The sequence below is a fragment of the Candidatus Rhodoblastus alkanivorans genome, from assembly GCF_022760755.1.
In the GTDB taxonomy this organism is placed as follows: Bacteria; Pseudomonadota; Alphaproteobacteria; order Rhizobiales; family Beijerinckiaceae; genus Rhodoblastus; species Rhodoblastus alkanivorans.
In genome coordinates this window covers 653,748-673,233 of sequence record NZ_JAIVFP010000001.1, presented here as the reverse complement: position 1 = coordinate 673,233, position 19,486 = coordinate 653,748, and the positions used below count along the sequence as shown (strand labels likewise).

At 63.1% G+C, this 19,486-nt stretch carries 17 protein-coding genes and 3 pseudogenes; 10 read left to right on the top strand and 10 right to left on the bottom strand.

The genetic code is table 11. The annotated features are described in order from the left end of the window. Positions 1-16 precede the first annotated feature (16 nt). Together K2U94_RS03155 and K2U94_RS03150 are read left to right on the top strand one after the other, a co-directional pair. Positions 17-1,054, top strand: coding sequence for an SIR2 family protein (locus tag K2U94_RS03155; protein WP_243065815.1), 1,038 nt, complete (start codon positions 17-19; stop codon positions 1,052-1,054). Continuing rightward, complete coding sequence (locus tag K2U94_RS03150; RefSeq protein ID WP_243065814.1) at positions 1,051-1,356, top strand: hypothetical protein; 306 nt, start codon at positions 1,051-1,053, stop codon at positions 1,354-1,356. Before K2U94_RS03155 ends, K2U94_RS03150 begins: the two co-directional genes overlap by 4 nt. Here K2U94_RS03150 and K2U94_RS03145 read toward each other — a convergent pair. Continuing rightward, positions 1,291-2,549, bottom strand: a protein-coding gene (locus tag K2U94_RS03145; protein ID WP_243065398.1) for an IS3 family transposase whose coding sequence is annotated in 2 segments (ribosomal slippage) — positions 1,291-2,210 and positions 2,210-2,549 — 1,260 coding nt in all. Because the reading frame shifts where the segments join, the coding sequence is not laid out codon by codon here. The two genes, K2U94_RS03150 and K2U94_RS03145, sit on opposite strands and share 66 nt — an antisense overlap. Positions 2,550-2,627: 78 nt before the next feature. On the opposite strand from K2U94_RS03145, the gene K2U94_RS03140 reads away from it, so the two are divergent. Continuing rightward, the gene (locus tag K2U94_RS03140; protein WP_243065813.1) at positions 2,628-3,818 is read left to right on the top strand and encodes an IS256 family transposase; all 1,191 of its coding nucleotides are present in this window, start codon (positions 2,628-2,630) and stop codon (positions 3,816-3,818) included. A 68-nt stretch (positions 3,819-3,886) separates the two neighbouring features. Here the strand turns inward: K2U94_RS03140 and K2U94_RS03135 are convergent. Further along, a pseudogene (locus tag K2U94_RS03135) lies at positions 3,887-4,096 on the bottom strand (transposase); the annotation flags it as partial. A gap of 75 nt (positions 4,097-4,171) precedes the next feature. Here K2U94_RS03135 and K2U94_RS03130 point away from each other — a divergent pair. Beyond that, positions 4,172-5,196 (top strand): annotated as a pseudogene (locus K2U94_RS03130) (IS110 family RNA-guided transposase). 260 nt (positions 5,197-5,456) lie between these two features. On the opposite strand, the pseudogene K2U94_RS03125 reads toward K2U94_RS03130, so the two are convergent. Further along, a pseudogene (locus K2U94_RS03125) lies at positions 5,457-6,026 on the bottom strand (transposase); the annotation flags it as partial. A 116-nt stretch (positions 6,027-6,142) separates the two neighbouring features. Here K2U94_RS03125 and K2U94_RS03120 point away from each other — a divergent pair. Together K2U94_RS03120 and K2U94_RS03115 are read left to right on the top strand one after the other, a co-directional pair. Continuing rightward, positions 6,143-8,707 carry a cation-translocating P-type ATPase gene (locus K2U94_RS03120; protein WP_243065812.1) on the top strand — a complete coding sequence of 855 codons (2,565 nt, stop codon included), beginning with the start codon at positions 6,143-6,145 and terminating at the stop codon, positions 8,705-8,707. Next, positions 8,704-9,777, top strand: a complete 1,074-nt coding sequence (locus K2U94_RS03115) for an AI-2E family transporter (RefSeq protein ID WP_243065811.1) — start codon at positions 8,704-8,706, stop codon at positions 9,775-9,777. The genes K2U94_RS03120 and K2U94_RS03115 overlap by 4 nt, the downstream gene beginning before the upstream one ends. Before the next feature lie 814 nt (positions 9,778-10,591). Here the strand turns inward: K2U94_RS03115 and K2U94_RS03110 are convergent. Further along, complete coding sequence (locus K2U94_RS03110; RefSeq protein WP_243065810.1) at positions 10,592-10,927, bottom strand: hypothetical protein; 336 nt, start codon at positions 10,925-10,927, stop codon at positions 10,592-10,594. Positions 10,928-11,120: 193 nt separating this feature from the next. Here K2U94_RS03110 and K2U94_RS03105 point away from each other — a divergent pair, with 193 nt between their 5' ends. Beyond that, positions 11,121-11,726 (top strand): hypothetical protein, encoded by a 606-nt coding sequence (locus K2U94_RS03105; RefSeq protein ID WP_243065809.1) that lies wholly within the window; start codon positions 11,121-11,123, stop codon positions 11,724-11,726. Positions 11,727-11,811: 85 nt separating this feature from the next. Here K2U94_RS03105 and K2U94_RS03100 read toward each other — a convergent pair whose 3' ends face one another. Next, the gene (locus K2U94_RS03100; protein WP_243065808.1) at positions 11,812-12,210 is read right to left on the bottom strand and encodes a hypothetical protein; all 399 of its coding nucleotides are present in this window, start codon (positions 12,208-12,210) and stop codon (positions 11,812-11,814) included. A 111-nt stretch (positions 12,211-12,321) separates the two neighbouring features. Further along, positions 12,322-12,525, bottom strand: a complete 204-nt coding sequence (locus tag K2U94_RS03095) for a hypothetical protein (protein ID WP_243065807.1) — start codon at positions 12,523-12,525, stop codon at positions 12,322-12,324. A 242-nt stretch (positions 12,526-12,767) separates the two neighbouring features. Between K2U94_RS03095 and K2U94_RS03090 the strand changes: the two genes are divergently transcribed. After that, entirely contained in the window at positions 12,768-13,427 is a 660-nt protein-coding gene (locus K2U94_RS03090) for an SOS response-associated peptidase (protein WP_243065806.1), read from the top strand. Positions 13,428-13,885: 458 nt separating this feature from the next. Here K2U94_RS03090 and K2U94_RS03085 read toward each other — a convergent pair whose 3' ends face one another. Both K2U94_RS03085 and drmB read right to left on the bottom strand, forming a co-directional pair. Next, the gene (locus K2U94_RS03085) at positions 13,886-14,437 is read right to left on the bottom strand and encodes a hypothetical protein (protein ID WP_243065805.1); all 552 of its coding nucleotides are present in this window, start codon (positions 14,435-14,437) and stop codon (positions 13,886-13,888) included. A gap of 88 nt (positions 14,438-14,525) precedes the next feature. Beyond that, on the bottom strand, positions 14,526-15,293 hold the full coding sequence (gene drmB, locus K2U94_RS03080; protein WP_243065804.1) for a DUF1998 domain-containing protein: 768 nt from the start codon (positions 15,291-15,293) through the stop codon (positions 14,526-14,528). On the opposite strand from drmB, the gene K2U94_RS03075 reads away from it, so the two are divergent. Beyond that, a complete protein-coding gene (locus K2U94_RS03075) occupies positions 15,275-15,574 on the top strand; it encodes a hypothetical protein (RefSeq protein WP_243065803.1) in 300 nt (99 codons plus the stop codon). The two genes, drmB and K2U94_RS03075, sit on opposite strands and share 19 nt — an antisense overlap. Before the next feature lie 395 nt (positions 15,575-15,969). Then, a complete protein-coding gene (locus K2U94_RS03070) occupies positions 15,970-16,698 on the top strand; it encodes a helix-turn-helix transcriptional regulator (RefSeq protein WP_243065802.1) in 729 nt (242 codons plus the stop codon). Positions 16,699-16,722: 24 nt separating this feature from the next. Here K2U94_RS03070 and K2U94_RS03065 read toward each other — a convergent pair whose 3' ends face one another. Together K2U94_RS03065 and K2U94_RS03060 are read right to left on the bottom strand one after the other, a co-directional pair. After that, positions 16,723-19,044, bottom strand: a complete 2,322-nt coding sequence (locus K2U94_RS03065) for a relaxase/mobilization nuclease domain-containing protein (RefSeq protein ID WP_243065801.1) — start codon at positions 19,042-19,044, stop codon at positions 16,723-16,725. Continuing rightward, a complete protein-coding gene (locus K2U94_RS03060; RefSeq protein ID WP_425332501.1) occupies positions 19,041-19,403 on the bottom strand; it encodes a hypothetical protein in 363 nt (120 codons plus the stop codon). The genes K2U94_RS03065 and K2U94_RS03060 overlap by 4 nt, the downstream gene beginning before the upstream one ends. Positions 19,404-19,486 lie beyond the last annotated feature (83 nt).

The window sequence follows — 19,486 nt, the reverse complement described above, 5'->3', positions numbered from 1 at the left end:
TTTCCGAGAGCAAAGTTTGGAACTTCATGACCTGAAACTCATGCTTCAGAAGCATTTGACCGACGGCCTCGTGACGATCGTTGGTTCCGGTCTGTCATGCGCCGAGGGGCTGCCAGGCATGGGAGAGCTGGCCAGCCATCTCGACACGACGGTAATTCCTGGCTTGGCGGCTGCAGACAGGGACAGGTGGACGGCAATATCGCCGCTTATATCTGCCAAGGGGCTGGAGGCGGCGCTGTTGGAGGTGCCCCCAACGCCTGGGTTGGAAACCGCGATCGTAACTCGGACGGCAGAATTGATAGCTTCCCGAGAGCGGCAGATTGTCGCGGAAGTTTTCTCCCGCACGAGGACGTTGCGGTTCACACGGCTGATAAAGCAGTTGCTGAAACCGCAAACTGGCCTTCCGATCGTCACGACGAATTATGACCGCCTGATCGAAGTGGCAGTGGAAGAGGCGGGTCTCGGCGTCGATACTCTTTTTGTTGGCCACTTTGCGGGAGAGCTGAACGAGGCGGAAAGTCGTTTGAGCTTTTGTCGGGAAGTGACACTTCGGGGAAAGCAGGTGCAGTATCGCTATCGTCTGCGCGCCAACGTCTTCAAGCCACACGGCAGCCTCGATTGGTATCATCGCGACGGGAAGCCAGTCCGCTATTCCGGTGATCTCGACCTTCCGAGGCTCATCATCACGCCAGGCCTGAACAAGTTTCGAAACGGTTACGAAAGCCCCTTTGATCGTCATCGTGAACGCGCTAATGCGGCGATCGACCGCGCGAGTCGCTTCTTGGTGATCGGCTACGGCTTTAACGACGACCATCTCGAAACTCACTTGACGCCACGAATCCGCAGCGGCGTCCCGACACTCCTCCTGACCCACACCCTATCGGCGAATGCATTAAAGTTGGTGGCAGAGTGCCCCACTGTCATTGCCATTCATCGCGCCGAGTTGGGCGGTATCGCGGGCTCCAGCGTTCATGTCGCTGGCGTCGAAACCTTCTTTTCCGGCCTGGCCCTATGGGATCTAGGCGCATTCGTTGCCGAGGTGCTCGAACCATGACTGAAGCCGCTCTCCAGTTTGCCGACGACGACAAAATCGGGCGTGTAGCCTCGGTCGATACGAGCCGCGTTGCTATCGATGTCACCAACTCGGTGTTGTTGACCCGGATAGGGATCGGCCAACTGGTCGCAATCCGCGGGGCAACGGAGCGTGAGTATTTGATCGCAATGACCGAGCGTGCAACGCGTAACGTTCGGGAAGAACTGCCTATTCCAGACGATGAATGTTGTAGCCCCTTAAGTTTCGGACAGACACTCTCCGGCTTCGGCGGCCAAGCGATCCGCGATGAACTCGCGGGGTGAACGATAGCCAAGCGCGCGATGCGGATGGCGTGTGTTGTAATGCTCGAACCACGACGGCAGCAAGCGGATCACGGTTTCGGCGTCCGGCAGTGGCGACACGCGCGCGTAATCGCGTTTGATCGTGCGGACGAAGGCTTCGGCCATTCCATTCGATTGGGGGCTTTCGACCGGCGTGGTCAGCGGCTCAAGGCCGATTTCGCGGGCAAAATGTTTCGTGTCGCCAGCGATGTAGCAAGACCCGTTGTCGGTCAGCCATTCGATCGGGCTGGGCAGGCGATTGACCGGGCCAAAGCGATATTCGACGGCGCTGACCATCAGGTCGCGGATGTCCTCGCCCTTGACGCCCGCCGTCGTGGCGACATGGCCGAGGGCTTCCCGGTCGCAGCAATCAAGCGCGAAGGCGACGCGGACTTTTTCGGCATTGTCGCAAGCGATCTCGAAGCCGTCGGAACACCAACGCAGGTTGGAGCGCAGAACGGCGATCTTGCCGTCATGCCGGCGGTTTTCGCCGCCGCCGGCATGACGTTGAAGCAACAGGCCGTGCGCCCTCATCACCCGATAAACCCGCTTGCGGTTGACCGGCGCCGCGCCCTCGGCGCGTCTTTTGCGGCGCAGGTCGGCCCACACGCGGGCGTAGCCCCAGGACGGCTGTTCGGCGATGATCCCCTTGATCTCGCAGAGCAGATCGTCTTCCGGCAGGGGCGGTCGGCCCATGCGTTTGGCCGCGCCGCCGGCAATGCGCGCGGCGACATTCGAGCGGGCGACGCCGAGGGTTTCGCAGACGGCCTTCATCGCGAACCGTCCCGTGGATTGAGCGTCGGCAGCGACAACGACCGCAACATCCGTTTTTTTGAGCCTACGGCGACTTCAAGCGCCTCTTTGAGGATTTCGGCCTCCATCGACTTCTTGCCGAGCAGGCGCTGCAGTTCGCGCACCTGGTCGACCAAAGCCCTGTAGGCGGACGCCGGAACGACGTCCTCCTCGGCCTGCGTCGCGGTCAGGGCGCCTTGGTTCGCCAGCCGCCGCCAGGTGAACAGCTGATTGGGGGCGATGCCGTGACGGCGCGCGACAAGGCTAACCGTCATGCCCGGCTCCATCGTCTCGGCAATGATCGCCAATTTCTCCGCCGACGTGCGCCGACGCCGTCGTTCTCGGCCCGGCAGGACCTCACTCTTCGGATTGTCACCAGTCATAAACACCACATTACTCCTACCTCTTAGCGAAGTGGGAGTGCCTGTCCGGCGACTTACGGGGCTATTTCAACCGACGAGATGATGAGCCTTCGCGCGCTTGTGGAAAAGGCGCCCGACACGGATTTTCTGCGCGAGATGATCGGCTTTGCCGCCGAGCGGCTGATGGAACTGGAGATCGGCGCGCTGACCGGCGCCGCCCACGGCGAACGCAATCCCGCCGCGCGGCTTGCCCAGCGCAACGGCTACCGCGATCGCGATTGGGAGACGCGCGCCGGCGCGGTTGAACTGCGCATCCCGAAACTGCGCAAGGGCTCGTACTTCCCGAGCTTCCTTGAGCCGCGCCGGATGGCGGAGAAGGCGCTCGCCGCCGTGATCCAGGAGGCCTATGTGCAGGGCGTGTCGACCCGATCGGTCGATGAACTCGTCAAGGCGATGGGCGGCTCCGGCGTTTCGAAAAGCCAGGTGTCGCGCCTGTGCGAGGAGATCGACGAGAAGGTCCAGGCCTTCCTCACCCGACCGCTCGAAGGCGAATGGCCCTACGTCTGGCTCGACGCCACCTATGTCAAAGTGCGGCGCAACAACCGCATCGTCTCCACCGCGGTGATTGTTGCGATCGGCGTCAACGCCGACGGCAGACGCGAAGTGCTGGGCATGGACGTCGGCCCCTCGGAGGCGGAGACCTTCTGGACCGAGTTCCTCCGCAAGCTGCGCCGGCGCGGCCTTCGCGGGGTTCAACTTGTGATTTCGGACGCCCATGAAGGCATCAAGGCCGCTGTCTCCAAGTTGATGAACGCCACTTGGCAACGCTGCCGCGTCCACACCATGCGCAACGCCCTCGCCCACGCCGGCAAGAGCGGGCGGCGCGTCGTCTCCGCCTTCATGGCCACCGCCTTCGCGCAGGACAGCGCCGAAGCCGCGAAGACGCAATGGCGCAAGGTCGCCGACCAGTTGCGCCCAAAACTGTCCAAGCTCGCCGGTTTCATGGATGAATCCGAGGCCGACGTGCTGGCCTACATGACCTTTCCCAAGGAGCACTGGCAAAAAATACATTCGACCAACGGCATGGAGCGTCTCAACGGCGAGGTGAAACGCCGCACCGAGGTCGTCGGCATCTTCCCCAACGACGCAGCCATCACAAGGCTCGTAGGCGCCATCCTGCTGGAGCAGAACGATGAATGGGCGGTGCAGCGCTGCCGCTACATGACGCTGGAAACCATCGCCAGCTTGAGAGATGATGCCACCGTCGGACTGCCCGCAGTGGCCGTCTGACCAACCCGGCCCATGCCGGAAAACGCGGTGCAAGGCCAAGCTTCAGCTACACCACCGCCGGGGACACGATCTGGTTTGAACGCCGGGATGAGTGCGCCGATCGCGGGCCACAACCCCTCGACGGTACGCTCCGGCGCCTTGCGGAGCTGCGCTTTCAGCTTCGAGAAGGTCTTTTCGATCGGATTGAAGTCCGGGCTGTAGGGCGGCGGGTAGAGCAGTGTCGCGCCTGCGGCCTCGATTGCGGCGCGAATGCCGGGGCGCTTATGACTACCCAGATTGATGGGGTGGACGCCCCCTCGACGGCGCCGTTGTGCCAAAGTGGCGACGTCGCGGGTCATTCAAAGGAGGCGTCCGTGGAAAACGTTCACATTGTCGGGCTCGATCTCGCCAAACATGTGTTTCAAGCTCACGGAGCTGACCAGAGCGGGGCTGTGATATTTCGCAAGAAACTGCGCCGCCAACAGGTTTTGTCATTTTTCTCCGATCTTCCTCGATGCACGGTGGCGATGGAGGCTTGCGCCGGCGCTCACTATTGGGGGCGAGAGATCGGCAAGTTGGGGCATTGCGTCAAATTAATTGCGCCGGCCTATGTGAAGCCCTTCGTCAAGCGGCAAAAAAACGACGCATCCGACGCAGAGGCGATCTGTGAAGCCGCGCAGCGTCCAACGATGAGGTTCGTCGCCGTCAAAACGGAAGAGGCCCAAGCCTCCACCATCATTTTTCGAACACGCGATTTACTCGTTCGGCAACGCACACAGATAATAAATGCATTGCGCGGTCATTTGACCGAGTTCGGCATAATCGTCGCGAAGGGACCGCAGCATGCAGGAAAGCTCATCGCTCTTGTGAACGATTCAGCCACAGACCTGCCAATGCCGCGCGCGACATTTTGAAATTTCTGACCGAGGAGTTGAACGCGTTGAACGCACGCGTGGCGAACCTCGATCGAGAGATTGCGCGCCGAGCGAAAGAAGATCCGGCAGCGCGCCGGTTGATGACGATTCCGGGCATCGGCGCCATCACCGCAGCGGCGCTATCCGCTCTGGCGCCGCCAACCGAAACGTTCAAGCGTGGACGCGACTTCGCTGCCTGGCTGGGCTTGACGCCCCTCCAGAGGTCAACTGGAGGTAAGGAACGTCTCGGACGAACCTCAAGAATGGGCGAAAGAACGCTGCGGCGTTTGTTGATCATTGGCGCCAGCGCCGTAGCCTCATGGAGGGCGCGCAAAGGCGCTCCAACAGGTTCGTGGTTGGATCGCATGCTAACCCGCAAGCCTCCAATGTTGGTGCGAGTGGCGCTGGCCAACAAAATGGCCCGCATAGCATGGGCAATTCTCAGCAAAGGTGAGGTTTACCGGGCTCCGGTCTTGGCCGTGTAGGTCAAGAGCGCGAGGTTGTCGACGGCGTAAGAAGAACGAACGGAAGGTATGGCGCAACGGTCGCAGAGACGGGGTCGGAAAAACCAGTTCATGGATAAGCGCCGTGAGCGCGCCAGATTGTTTTGGATCCGATCCGCGAACTCCCATACGGGCCGGCGGCATGTAACGCGCCGCATCAGAGGCCGGATACATGTCAGCACTCGACTACGCGCAGCGCTTGCCGAAAGATTCTTCTTGCTCCAACGGGGGCGTCCATACATGTCCATGATCACTATGTCGCCTTGCGAGAGCGTCGGAACCAAAACCTGATCGACATAGGCCTGGAACCAGACGCCGTTGATTGGGCCATCGAGCACCATCGGCGCGACCATGCCGGAGCGACGCAAGCCCGCGATGAAAGTCGTTGTTTTCCAGTGGCCGTGAGGGATTGAGGCGCGCAATCGCTCGCCTTTGGGAGCGCGGCCGCGCGTTCGCGCCAAATTGGTCGAGGTCCGTGTTTCGTCGATAAAGACCAACAGGTCCGGGTCGAGATCGAGCTGGCCGTCGAACCAGTCTTCGCGTCGCCGTTTTATGTCGGGACGTTCCTGTACGCTCGCATGAGCCGTTTTTTTCCAAGTGTATCCACGACGGGCGAAAAACCGCCACAGCGTCGAAACCGCGCCCCGGACGCCTTCGCCCGCCAGGCTTTCGCGAAGCTCGTCCCGTGTAATGTCGGACGTTCCGGCGACGGCGGCCATCATGAAATCTGCGTGCGCTTCAACGCGATGCGAACGTTGGTCGCCACCCATCGGCCTGGGCTTGGGATCGCCTTGACGCTGCGCAACACCTCGGCCCGAGGCGCCGGCTGTCGCCCGGCCTCCACGCCAACGTGCTATCTGTTTTGCCGCGAGCCTGCGCAGTGCAGGCGTCGATGAGCGTCCCGACGCGATCTTGAAGGACCAGTGCGATGTCAACCGATTCCGCTTCAACATCGGATTCGCGAGGGCTCACCGAGGAGGAAGCCACGGCGCGTCTCGCTGCCGAGGGCTTTAACGAACTGCCGCAAGCTGACCGGCGGACGCCATTCCGCATCGTTCTGGACGTGTTGCGCGAACCCATGCTCGTCCTGCTGATCGGCGGCGGCGTCATCTATCTCGCTTTGGGCGACGTTAAGGAGGCGATCGTCCTTCTGGTTTTCGCGTGTCTTTCCGTGGTGATCACCGTCGTTCAGGAAACGCGCACCGAAAAGGTGCTGGAGGCGTTGCGCGATCTGACCAGTCCGCGCGCGCTGGTGATCCGCGACGGCGAGCGCCAGCGGATTGCCGGGCGGGAGGTCGTTCGCGGCGATTTGATCGTGCTCGCGGAAGGCGATCGCGTTCCTGCCGATGTACGGCTCGTCGTAGGGGAAGACCTTCAGGCCGATGAATCGTTGTTAACGGGGGAATCCGCGGCCGTGCGCAAGATTGCCGCCGCCAGCGGCTCGAAGGCGACGCCGCGACCCGGCGGCGACGATCTACCCGTTGCTTATTCAGGAACCTTGATCGTCCGAGGCTCCGGCATCGGCGAGGTTATCGCCACTGGCGCCGCCAGTGAAATTGGCAAAATTGGCAAGTCGCTCGGGGAATTGGAGACCGCAGCGCCCCATTTACAAACCGAGACGCGCAAGCTCGTGGGCATTTTCGCCATATTCGGCGGCATCGTCAGCGTTGTGGTCGTCGTTCTTTACGGGACTCTGCGCGGCAGTTGGCTCGACGCCCTCCTCGCAGGCATTGCGGTTGGCATGTCGATGCTGCCGGAAGAGTTTCCGGTCGTGCTGGCCGTTTTTATGGCCATGGGCGCCTGGCGCATTTCGCAGGCCCGGGTTTTGACGCGGCGCGCCATGGCGATCGAGGCCCTTGGCTCCGCCACCGTGCTTTGCACCGACAAGACGGGAACGCTGACCGAAAACCGCATGACGATCGCAGAATTGCGGCTGGCTTCGGGTGCTAGCCAGACTGTTAGCGCGGTGGGGGAAAGCTTGCCCTCCGGCTTTGGCGATCTGGTCGATTTAGGGGCGCTCGCGAGCGCTGTGGAGCCGTTCGATCCGATGGAAAAAGCGTTTCACGCTCTCGCGCAGCGTGGCATTACGCCGGCCGCGTCAAAAGGCGCATTGGTCAGGTCTTATCCATTGCGATCCGACTTTCTCGCCATGGCACAAGTCTGGCGGCCGGCCGGGGCGACGAATGACCATGTCGTCGCGGCGAAAGGGGCCCCCGAGGCCATAGCCGATCTTTGTCGTCTGGGCGCCGGGGAGCGGGCGGCGCTGGCGGCGGCCGTGGATGAAATGGCGGCTTCGGGACTGCGGGTTCTTGGAATCGCGCGCGCGGCATTCAAAGGAACCGATTTTCCCGAGACCCAGCGAGACTTTCGCTTCAAATTCATCGGCTTGGCCGGTCTTGCCGACCCCCTGCGGAAAAGCGTTCCGCCAGCGGTCGCCTTATGCCGGACCGCCGGAATTCGCGTCATCATGATTACCGGCGATTATCCGGCGACGGCCCGAGCCATCTCCCGGCAGGCGGGGATCGACAGTGAAGACGCGATCACGGGCGAGGAGCTAGAACGACTTGATGACGCGGCGCTCGCCGCCCGCGTAAAGACCTGCTCCATATTCGCCCGCATCATGCCGGATCAGAAGCTGCGCGTCGTCAAGGCCTTGAAGGCCAATAACGAGATCGTCGCCATGACGGGCGACGGCGTCAACGATGCGCCTTCGCTCAAGGCGGCCCATATCGGCGTCGCCATGGGCGGGCGCGGTACGGACGTGGCGCGCGAGGCTTCTTCCATCGTATTGCTCGACGACGAATTCGGCTCAATCGTGACGACGATTCGGCTCGGGCGGCGCATCTACGACAATCTGCGCAAGGCTATGAGTTTCATCTTCGCGGTGCACGTCCCCATCGCCGGGTTGGCCTTGCTGCCGCTGGCTTTTGGCATGCCGATCCTGTTCGGACCGATGCATATCGCCTTCCTCGAAATGATCATCGATCCCGTCTGCTCGCTCGTCTTCGAGGCTGAAGTCGAGGAAGACAATCTGATGCGCCGTCCGCCCCGCGATCCAGCGGAGCCCTTGTTTTCGGGCGCTATGATACTGTGGAGCGTCTTTCAGGGCGCTTTAACTCTTAGCCTCGTCGCCGCCATCTACCTGGTCGCGCTCCAACGTGGCATGCCAGTGGACGAAGTGCGCGCTCTGACCTTCTTCTCGCTGGTGATTTCGATTGTCGCGCTGATCTTCGTGAACCGTTCGATCAGCGCTTCGCTGTTCAAGGCTCTCCTGCGGCCCAATCGGGTGCTTGCGGCGGTGCTTCCCGCCGTGGTGGCCATGCTCGCCGCCACATTGCTGTGGCCCGCCGCCCGCGACCTGTTCCGATTCGGCCCGCTCCATGCCGACGATCTCTCGCTCACTTTTGGCGCCGGCCTGATCGTGCTCATTGTGCTCGAATCGTTTAAGTGGTTGTGGTCTCGTCGCGATCGAAATCAAAGGGCGGACCAATGACGGCGGAGCGTTCACATATCGATTCCAAAGGCGAATCGTTTATCAAACGCGTTTTCGTTGTCTTCCTGATGGCTGCATTGGCCTATGCCTTGTGGCGACTCGCGGATCTTGTCGTTCTCACCTTTGGCGCCGTTCTGTTCTCGGTCGGGCTCCAGACGGCGGCGGCGGCCGTCTCGCGCCGAACGCGGGCGTCAAACGCGGTCTCGCTCGCCATCGTCGTTCTGATCGGCTTGGCGTGTTTCGGCCTGGCAATCATTTTCTTTGGAAGCGTCATCACCGCGCAGGTCGACGAACTCATCAAGCAAGTCCCGCAGGGGCTGCGAATCGTTGTCGAACGCATTCAGGCCAATCCCTATGGCCTCTATGCTTTGGAGCAGGCGCGCGCTTTCAACGTTGCAGGTTCGACGGGCTGGGTCGCTTCGTCCTTGGCGCTCATCGCGCGCTCCACCTTGCAGGCGGTCGCCTATGCCTTTCTCGTTTTCTTTCTCGCAATTTACCTGGCGGCCGAATCGGGACGATACCGGAGCATGTGCCTGCGCCTTCTGCCGCCATGGCAACAGCCGGCCCTGTCGAGCGTCTTCGACGAGACGGGAAAGGTTTTGAGACGCTGGCTTCTGGGACAGCTCATCGTCATGACCATCATTGGCGTCTTGTCTGGCGTCGGACTCTGGCTGCTTGGCATCGAATCGGCGATCGCGCTGGGTCTGGTCGGCGGCTTCCTGTGTTTCATTCCCTATGTCGGAGCTGTCATCGCCGCCGTTCCGGCGACGCTCGTGGCTCTGACTCAGGGGCCGACTTATGCGCTTTCCGTCGTCGCTATGTATGCCGCCGTCCATTTCATCGAGGGTAATTTCATCACCCCCTTCGTCCAGGCGGAGGCGACTTCGCTCCCGCCTGTCCTTTCCTTGCTTTCCATCGTGGCGTTTGGCGTGCTCATCGGTCCCGCCTCGGTGCTCATCGCAGCGCCGCTCACGCTTTTTTTGATAGTCGTTGTCGAACTGCTCTATGTCGAGCAAACCTTGGGGCAAGATCCCATTTCGACATCAACGACGCCAAATGGATCGTCTTGAGAAGGAGAGCGCCTTTAACCAAGCGATGATTTCATGCGTTGCTCAAAGCCGCGCAACGGACAGATATCCGCCATCGACGCTCGGAAGGACTGCTTTGATGCGTAAATCGAGTTCCAGGTCACGATTGGTGAAGGACGGCTGTGGGTCACGAGCACTGGTTCATTTCGCTTTCGGAATGTCCGTTGAGCGCGCGACAGCCGCCGGCGGGACCTTCATGTCCTTGGACCGCAACGGCCTGGCTTATCGAACCGCGGATGACCTCGTGCTGGCCTCTCGACAGAGGTACGAAGCGGTGGTACAAAGCTCAAACGCGGCCCCGTCGTAAGATGCTGCTTTTATTGAGATAAATCGCGAGAGCGGGCAATCCCTCCCTCTCCGCCACGCCACCCTAGAAACCCAATGTTTACGCCTGTCCCGCCATAATCAAGGGACCGATCTCCTCGTCCGTGGCGTAGGCAATGACAAGTTGCTCAACCATCGCCGACATCGGGCTGCTCCGCCTCCAACTTAGAACATAAGAAGAACATTTTGACGAGTGGGAGTCTAAGAACGGCAATTTGCATAATCATGATTACGCCAAATGCGATGCTGTTAATCAGCAGGGCGCAGGTCGACGGACGTGCCGGCCGAGGCCGCGTGCCGGAAGCGCGAAGTCAAGAGGGGGCCGGTCCCGGCTCCGACCGGTCCCAACGTGGTCTGCTCCGACGACCGCAGGCCGGTCGAGCCGCGCGGGAAGCGAAAGGATGGGTAGCAACAATGCCGCCCGGAGCGATCCGGGCGGCCTTTCGCACGCGAGAGGGGCGCAGCCGGTTCCTCAGGCCGCCCGGACGCGACGGACGCGCAGATCAGGCAGGCGCAGCCGGATCTGCTCCCGGATTTCGACGGCGTCCGACGCCTTACAGCGGACCTCGAAAACCCCGCCCTGCTCGAAAATCTCCCTGAACAGGCCCTTCGTCAGCCGCCAGCCCCAGGACGACAGGATTCCGTGCAAAACGTAGCGCTTTACGACCCGCAGGCGAAACTCCGGCTCCGGGTCGATGTAGACGTCGATACGGGCCGCCTCGGCCTTTTTGCCGCCCTTGCGCGACCGCGCCGGCGCGGTGTGAAGCGCGACGTGGACGCGTTTTTTAAACGGTACGATTTTCCCCATTTTTGTCTCCCTCGTTCTTGTCTAACTGCATTGAATTTGATCACGAAATGCTGTCTAGTCCAGGCTAGTAGCATGTCCTCTATATGCCCTCGTTTGAGGGCGATGCGACGACATTCAGAGGACACATGGATGTTGGCGGACAGGCCAGGTCTCTGATTTCGCAGCATTCATGGGTCGAAGCAGGAGAGCCACGATGAACGAAAACGCGTCGATAAAAATCAACACGGGGAGCCGGTCTCCTGCGGTGACCTTCAAGGCGCAGGGCGGCCAACTCGTCATCCGGGTCGCGAAATCAAGCGAAGAAGCCAAGGCGATCGCGGGCAAGGCCGCCGTCAAGACGCGCGCGAAGGCGAAAGCGAGCCGGGCGATCCTGCGGGCGCTGGACGACCTGCTAGACGAGGAAACGCGCGACCGCTCGGGATTCCTCCAAGGCGACGTGCCCGCGAAGCTGAGGACGGAACTTGGGGAACTGGCGAAGGCGGGCGGAAAAACGCTCACGGCGCTGTTTCTGGACCTGATCGACGAATGGGTCGATCCGAACACGGGAAGACCGCGTCTCAAGCGCCGCGCCAACGGCAGCACCTACGACAAATGGCCGGGCATCCGCAGGTACGTTGGCGAGGCCGGCCCGGTCCACAACGAGGCGAAAACGGCGAAGACGCTGTCCCGCCTTCAGGTCGAGGTCGGCCCGAAAGTCGTCGCGGCCGTCGAAGGTCGCCTGATCGGAAGTCGCGTCTCGAAAGGCCTGTTCCTGACCGCGGCAGGCTTGGACATCATCGAGCGGCACAAGGCCGAATAGGGTTTCGGCGAGTCCCCGCCGGGCGCGCGGTGCGCCTAGCGACCGCGGACCGGCGAAGGCGCTCGGGAAATGGCCCGACCACGCCCTACCACCACCGCACGGCCAGATTGTCGCGCCAATGGGTCGTCTGCGCCAGCAGCGGATCGCCGGCCGGCACCGACCCGCCTTCCGGGAGCAGGTATCCGAGCAGCCAGCCGAACGTCGGATCCCCGTAGAGGCCCGCCGGCGAAAAGAACTCCGGTGGATAGGCCACATGGGCGCTTTCTGCGATGATCCCCACGACGGAATAGCACGCGACGACGAATGCCGAGCAGATGTAGCTCTCGTCGACGAAGCTTTTGAGCGAGCGCCACTTCCCGTAATTGGCTTGGATTATTTCCAACTGGTTGTCGAAATAATCGGCGCTCTTCCGCTCGAAGCCGGCGGCGGCGCCGACATTATAGAGCCTTCCGCGACTGACGACGGCGTCGACGAACTCGTTCAACTTTGCCGCCCGCTCCGCGGAAAACACGCATTGGGTCCGAAGGACGCCGACGCAAAGGCTGCCATTCAGCGACTGTCCGACCGCGGATTTCCCGACGCCGCGCAGAAGAGGTCAGGCCACGGACTCGGCGATCTCGCCTCCGCCGAGGTGGATCGCCGCGTGCGTGTAAGGGCTGCTTGTCGTCGCCGAAATCCGCCTTTGCACGGCGTTCGGACCGGCCGGACGGTACAGCAGCACGTCGCCCGGCAGGAGGTCGTCTAGGCTGACGACCGGCGGGTCGGCGACGGCGCTCTTCGTCGAATCGTCGTCTGCCATGCGTCACCTGTAGTTGGCTGGGCGGTCGCGACCGCTTCGCGCGGGGGTAAGGGCGCCCGCCATTCGATGGCGTATATCCGCAGCCAAGGCCAAGTACGAGCTCGGCGCAAGAACGCCCTTCGGCGGTTTCGCGCGGCCCCGCAATGCCCCCGGGCGCGGGGCCTTTCGCCGGGGGGCTTCCGGGGAAGGCCAAGGTTGTGGTTTTCCATTGTCTCAGCCGCCTCGGCGAGCATAATCCGCCCATGTGTAATTTGTATTCGATCACCAAGGCGCAGGACGCTATGCGGTCCCTGTTCCGCGTCACCCATGACCGGACCGGCAACCTGCCTCCAATGCCCGGCATATTTCCCGACTACCCGGCGCCGATCGTCCGTGTGGCCGCCGGCGAGCGGGAACTGACGACGGCCAGGTGGGGCATGCCGTCGCCGCAGTTCGCCCTGAAGGGGAAGGCGACCGATCCCGGCGTAACCAACGTCCGCAACGTGGCGTCTCCGCACTGGCGCCGCTGGCTCGGGCCGGCGAACCGATGTCTCGTGCCTTTCACGTCATTCTCGGAATACGAAACCATGCCGGATAAGAAGAAAATCCCGGTCTGGTTCGCCCTCGACGACGGCCGCCCCCTCGCCGCCTTCGCCGGCGTCTGGACGAGTTGGACATCGGTGCGGAAGGCCAAGGAGGGCGAGGTCACCGCCGACGTCTTTGCCTTCCTGACGACAGAGCCGAACGGCATCGTTGCCCCGATTCACCCGAAGGCCATGCCGGTGATACTGACGACCGAGGACGAATTCGACGTCTGGCTGCGGGCGCCGGCGGCCGAGGCCATGGCGCTTCAAAGACCGTTGGCTGACGCGGCGCTCAAGATCGTGGCAAAGGGGGAGCGGCAGGACGGGGTGGCTGAATAATCGAGCCGAGCTTGAACGAAGGCGCTACTTGCCGCAGTCTGCCTCGTGGGGATCGCAGGCATGTTCGGCTGGTTCGACCGTGCGAGGACCGAGCGGACTTTTTCCCCGCTGTCGTGTCCCCATCTAAACGGTGCAAATTTAGGGGGGAGCGAAGATGATCACTGAAAAAGGATAAGACGGCGGGATTCGCGGCCATGGACTCGGAGAAGCGGCGCGACCTCACACGCGTCGAGTGCATCGGTGCGGCGACGGAATGGCCCGGCTTCTCGAAGAAGACGCCTCTTCCGGCGCAGAAGGCTCGAGGTCGGGGATTCGCGCCCGTAATGCGCGGATTCGGCGCGAGACATGCGATGGCGAAGGCCTCCGGCTCCAAAGGCGCCCGCCCGTCAGCTCACGGGCGTTCGCGGCATAAATAGCGCTGAACGGACCGGGCTTCGCCCGCGCCCCCATCGGCAGCGTCAGTTGCAATAGCCGGGGCCGTCCTTCAGCGTCCTCAGCGCGGCGGGGTTGCCCTCCAGCGTGGCCTTGACGAGCCTCCCGCACTTCGAGTTCGGCATCTCGACATAGTAATGGGCGGCGTTCCCGGCGCAGGCCGAGCAAAGGCCCATTTCCAGAAGCCGGTTGTCAACGTCGTCCACCCGGAGCTCACGGGGCGACACCTTCGAGCGCAGCACGTCCACCCTGTAGAAGACGTCGTCTGGGTCGTCGAAGTCGTCCTTCTTGCCGACCTTGCAGTTGGTGAGGCGGAGCGCCTCAACCTTCTGCCCGTCCACGAGGACATCAGTCGGATAGCAGTAGCCGCCGTGCGAGCAGAATGAGCCCATGCCGGTCTTCTTGTTGACGCGGTACTGGGTAATCGCCGTGTCGTGCTCGCCGCGCCGGAGAATCGAGGACGGTTCCTCCACGGCGGGGACGTCCCTGAGGACGATCGCCTCGCAGATGTCGGCGGCGAAGGCGGGCATGATGGGCGCCGTGGCGAAAAGGACGGCGAGGAGGGCGAACGGCTTCATCGTGTCGGGCCTCGATCGAGGGATTCCGGATTTCTGGCCCAGCCTATCGCCGGCGCGCGCGGCCCTGCCTTGGCATAGGTCAGGCTCTTCAAGCACTGTTGAAAAACGCCGCGTCGCCCGCCGCCATGGTTTTTACAAGCAGCGCCCGGTCCAAAAACAGATTTCGGCTCTCGCAACTTGTCTCAGCCACGAGCAGGCATCCGTGGCAAGCGGCGCCATGTGTCGCCCGATCGCCGCTGCGATCATCGGGCTCATGATCGGCGCAGATCGGATCGTTGGAGCAGATCTCCAAGCGGCGCAGAGCAGCCTGCAGGATGCTTGCAAAACGTGACGCGACCCCAACCAGACCGCCCAGCGTCCCTTGAGCGCCCGTACTGGCGGTATAAATTAGAAGACCGCAGCGATCGTAAGCACCCCCGCGGATCGCCTGCTGTGCATAAACCCTCTCTTTCAACGAACTCGCCGGATTGCCGCAATCAAGCGCGATTTCTTGCATCAAAGCATGCGCCAAGCTGTGCAGCAGGACATAGGGTGTTCCAGGATAATCCGGTTTCTTGCCCGAAAACTTCGACGCCCAATGGGCATAGCCTCGCAAGAGCTGTTCCTCCCGCGCCCGGACTGTTTGCTTGTTAAGCCAAGCCTTGATGGCCTCATATTCAAAATGGACGAACAGCCCCTCGCCGAATAGCTCGACGGCCGGCAGCCAATCGGCGTCCTTTGCGATCGGTGCGCCATCAACAGCCAAATGAACATCTTCGATGTCGCCATCGGCCGACGATGGCGCCGCTTCAAAGCGGGTGAATGCGCTGCGAGAACTTCCGGGGCGTCGGGCGCGCCATGACCGATCTTGGCCCATTCGTCTTCATCGAGCGACCTGGGCGCAATTTCCGCGTCCCAAAGCACTTCAAGCGGTTCGCCCTGAGCGTCGTCGGAAATGCAGGAGAGGCGAACGGATTCGAGGTCGCCGAGATCGCCGTCGGTACCTTCGACCAACCATTTCCGGCCGCGCAACTCAACAAAACTGCCGATTTCCGTCATTTCAAATTCCGCACGCTTTATCAAAGGCGAAAAGCATCAAGGTTGGAGCAGGATAGCGACCGAACGGTGGGGCGCAAGGCCAAGCCGCCTGACGAATAAGGCATAACAATAATATCGAGAGGCGCCCAAGAAATTTCATTGGATATATCAGTTGCTTGTCGGAGCGCGAAACAAGGCGATCATGCTTCCACGACGAAGCCGGTTGCAAAGCCTTTTTCTCGGGGCGTTGCCGTCCGATTTGCGTTTAGACGCACGCACTGGCGCGCCGAGCGAATAATCGCCCGGCGCGCCGGCTTTTGCCTCTGGCCTGCCATAAGGAATTTGCAATCGCGAACAACGGGGCCGACATCGGTAGACATAGACGAAAGTCGTGCTTAGGCTTCGCATTTTGGCCCCGATCCCGTGGAAACATTCCCCTCAACCTGAACAGTGTCGGGAGGGTCCTCCTGCGCCAGCCAGCGCATTTCATCGTATTTGTGAAGGGACGAACGATATTGGATAAGAATTTTGATAAGACGTGGCGGTTCATTGAAAGCATCGAGCGTTCCAGCGACGCGGCGGAAGTCGAACGTTCACTGCTGAAAATTGCCGTCCAGTACGGCTTCAACTCTGTGTTCGCTGGCATCGTACCCACAACCCGCGTCTCGCCCGATGAAATCGCATCCCGAATCCTGTTCCAGCGCTTCCCCTCGGAATGGGCCGGCCGCTACCACGACCGCGGCTTTGTTTTTCGCGATCCGATTGTGCGTCGCCTCCAGAGCGATCGGGCTCCCTTCGATTGGGATGAGGCCTACAGCTCGTGCCCCGCGGCCGACGACGTCGCGCTGATCAAGGGCGAGGCGGCGGAATTCGGCCTGCGCGATGGCTATGTCGTTCCCGTGCCGACTCTCGACGGCAGCCTCGCGGCGGTGTCGTTCGGAGGCCCTGACGCTGCCGTCGACGCGGAAGGCCGCGCACTGCTAGGTTTCGCCGCCAGTTACGCGGTCGGCGCATTCCTGCACCACCGCGAGAGTCGCCGGCGTCTCCTCGGCAAGGTCACCCCGCGGGAATTCGACTGCCTGCTGTGGGCGGCCGAGGGCAAGACGGACTGGGAGATCGCCGTCATCCTCGGAATCTCCAAGCCCACCGTGGTCAAACATCTCCTCTCCGCCCGCGAAAAACTCGGTGCCGTCACCAAGGGCCACGCGATCGCCATCGCCTTGCGGATGAAGCTGCTGCGCTGAGTGCGAATTCCGCCGGCGGTCGCATCACCCCATGCGTTGACCCTTGTTGGTCTGCGCCTCGGCGCCCTCGCCCTCGATGTCGCGCAAGACCTTTTCCTGCTCGGCGCGAAGCTTCGCCAGCGCGTCGGACTCGACCGACGCCTGCGGCAAAGGCCGCGCCGGATGATCGGCGAGAACATTCGCCGCCTCTCGCGCCGCGGCAGCCTCTCGCGCCGCCGCCTGCTGCGCGCCGGCGACGATCGCCCGATCGGCGCGGGTTTCGCGCTGCGACTCGGGATCGACCCCGCCCCTTCCCTCCTGGCGGCGCTCGGCCTCGATCGCGCGATCGGCGAGCCGCCGCGCCTCCGCCGCCTCCCGCTCCTCTTTCGCGCGGATCGCCTCGACGCGCTCGATCAGGCGGTCGGCGTTCGCGCCGGCGATTCTTTCGACTTCGGCGCGCGAAAGCTCTTGGGCGCCGCGCTCCTGCGCCCGTTGCAGGTCGACGCGGTTGGCGAGCGTTTCGAGATAGCGCGCCGACCGCTCGCGAAACTGCAGTTTGGTCTCGCCGTCGAGAAGATCGGCGGTGCGCGAAACCGCCTCGTTCATCAAGCGCAGATCCTTCGTCATCTGCTCCGACGTGATCGCCATGTCCTGGTCCTCCTTGGCAAAATAGGCGACGCGGTTCTCGATCGCGTGCAGGATGCCGCCGATCGTCTGCGCGAGGCTCAAGCGATCGTGCATGTCTCGGGCGGCGGCGTTTTCGGGGTTTTCCCGCGCGACCGCCGCCCAGGCCGAAACGCTTTCGCTGACGGCGCGCCGGTCCGGTTCCGACGCCGGCAGCCGGATCGGATTGGTCCGCGCAATGCGGATGCGCTGGCGGGCGTTGTCGATCAAGCATCGATTGGCGGGATCGGCGGCGTAGGCGCGGTCGCGCGCCTCGCGCGCCGGCCGCGGCCGCGGCCGCTCGGCGGCGTCAACGATCGCCTTGTCCTTCGGGCCGTAGCTCTGCGACGACGCCCGCTCCTTCGCCGAAGTCGCGACGATCTTGAGCCCCTGCGCCTGCGCGTGCTCGGCGTAAGATTCGCGCCAATCGCGAAACGTGTCGCGGTTCGGATGGATTTTTTGGCCAGATTCGTTCCTGACCGTGATGACCGCATGGGCGTGGATGTGCCCGTCGGCCTCCTTGTCGGTATGGACGCCGAACATGAATTTATGGTCGGCGAAGCGGTCGTGCAGGAAGGCGCGCGCGGCGTTGGTCAGCGCCGAAACGTCGGTCCCGGCCTTCGCCGAAATGATCAGATGCATCGTGTCGCGCGATGATTGCGAGCGCAGCGACGGGCCCCATTGCCGCGCGGCCAAGCGAATGTCGCCCGGGCTTGCGATCGCCTCGCCGCGGTCGTCGGCCGCCGCGCCTTTTTCGACGAGCCTAGTCAGCCGGTCGACGACCCCGTCCCGGCCGTGCCCGGGGGCGCCGGGGATGACGGCGATCGCCTGCGGCGCGGAGTTCGTCGCGGCTTCGATGCGCGCCTTGATGGCCGCTTCGGATTTGCCATCGAGGCGACGGCGCGCAAATCCGTCCCCCTCGGCGTCGAACCGCTCCTCGCGGACGCGGAACCTCTCCTTCGGCGCGCCGGCCGTCGCGACGACCACGCGCGCCTCGATTTCGCCCGAAGGCGAGGCGTCGATGCGCCAGGCGTGACGATGCCCCTCGAATCCGGCGGCGACCGCCATTTCGTAAACCGCCCGGCCCTCGGGCGTATTGGAAACACCGGTCAACTTCAGCCGCAGCGCCACGACGTCCTGACTCTCCGCCCGCCTGGAGAAACTCGCCGACCAGGCCTTGATTTCTTCGGCGACCGCGTCGCGGTCCTCCAGCATGCGCCCGTCATGGGATTCGAGGGCAACGTCGTCGCGCTGCACATATTGCCCGGTCGCCGTCGCCCGGGCCGCGCCGCGCGCATAGGAAACGACTTTGATGACGGCGGGCTGGTAGCCGGCGGCGAGTTTTCTCGCCCGGCCGAGTGCGCCGCCGCTCTTTCCACCGCCACCGGATAAGTCGCCGGCGATCGGCGCGCTTTCCGCTCGCGGATCACCTGTCCCGCCCGTCGCCCCGCCGCCTCCAGAAGCTGCAGGCAGGCCGCGGCGGCGTTCGTCGTCTCGGGCGCCGGTGATCGTCCTGCCCTCGACGCCGGCCTCGCTGGCCGGAGCCTCCATCGTCCGTGTCGCCTGCGCGCGGCGCGCCCAAGGCGCGTCATCGAGCGGGCCCGACGGCCGCAGCCGTCGGCGCTCGTCCCGTCCCGACAGGACCGCGCGCCGGCTCACTTCGACCTGCGCGAGCCACCAGTCGATCTGCGCGGCTTGGCTCATTCGGCCTCCTCGCGCAGCGTCAGCTGCGCCTCGCGGCGCAGCTTCGAGCCATAGGCGACGGTCATTTCGGTGAGTTCGTCATTGATCGCCGCGACGACCTCATGCAGCCCGCGCCAGACCGCCTCGGTGTCTTCGAGACGCACGGCCTGGCCGCGATGGATCGCTTTGAGGACCTGCGCCAGGTTGCGGCCGACCATCCGCACCTGGCTCGCCAACTCCACCACGGCGCGCGTGTTCTCGGCCGACAGCGCCGGCCCGGCCTGGACGGAGGCGCGGATCAGCCGGCGCACGACTTCGGCCTTGGGCAAGCCGAACAAAGCCACTGCCTCGGCCAGGCGTCGTTCGTCGGCCTCGGACAATTCCGTCCGCAGCCGCGGTTTCTTCCGCCGCTGTGCGCTCGACCCGGCCAACGCCCCTCCCCTTTCACGGCGAACGCCGCGCA

Bases quoted from the DNA above. Each gene is read 5' to 3' on its own strand.
- K2U94_RS03150 (WP_243065814.1), top strand. From the start codon at position 1,051: ATGACTGAAGCCGCTCTCCAGTTTGCCGACGACGACAAAATCGGGCGT.
- K2U94_RS03140 (WP_243065813.1), top strand. From the start codon at position 2,628: ATGATGAGCCTTCGCGCGCTTGTGGAAAAGGCGCCCGACACGGATTTT.
- K2U94_RS03120 (WP_243065812.1), top strand. From the start codon at position 6,143: ATGTCAACCGATTCCGCTTCAACATCGGATTCGCGAGGGCTCACCGAG.
- K2U94_RS03115 (WP_243065811.1), top strand. From the start codon at position 8,704: ATGACGGCGGAGCGTTCACATATCGATTCCAAAGGCGAATCGTTTATC.
- K2U94_RS03110 (WP_243065810.1), bottom strand. From the start codon at position 10,927: ATGGGGAAAATCGTACCGTTTAAAAAACGCGTCCACGTCGCGCTTCAC.
- K2U94_RS03105 (WP_243065809.1), top strand. From the start codon at position 11,121: ATGAACGAAAACGCGTCGATAAAAATCAACACGGGGAGCCGGTCTCCT.
- K2U94_RS03095 (WP_243065807.1), bottom strand. From the start codon at position 12,525: ATGGCAGACGACGATTCGACGAAGAGCGCCGTCGCCGACCCGCCGGTC.
- K2U94_RS03090 (WP_243065806.1), top strand. From the start codon at position 12,768: ATGTGTAATTTGTATTCGATCACCAAGGCGCAGGACGCTATGCGGTCC.
- K2U94_RS03085 (WP_243065805.1), bottom strand. From the start codon at position 14,437: ATGAAGCCGTTCGCCCTCCTCGCCGTCCTTTTCGCCACGGCGCCCATC.
- K2U94_RS03075 (WP_243065803.1), top strand. From the start codon at position 15,275: ATGACCGATCTTGGCCCATTCGTCTTCATCGAGCGACCTGGGCGCAAT.
- drmB (WP_243065804.1), bottom strand. From the start codon at position 15,293: ATGGGCCAAGATCGGTCATGGCGCGCCCGACGCCCCGGAAGTTCTCGC.
- K2U94_RS03065 (WP_243065801.1), bottom strand. From the start codon at position 19,044: ATGAGCCAAGCCGCGCAGATCGACTGGTGGCTCGCGCAGGTCGAAGTG.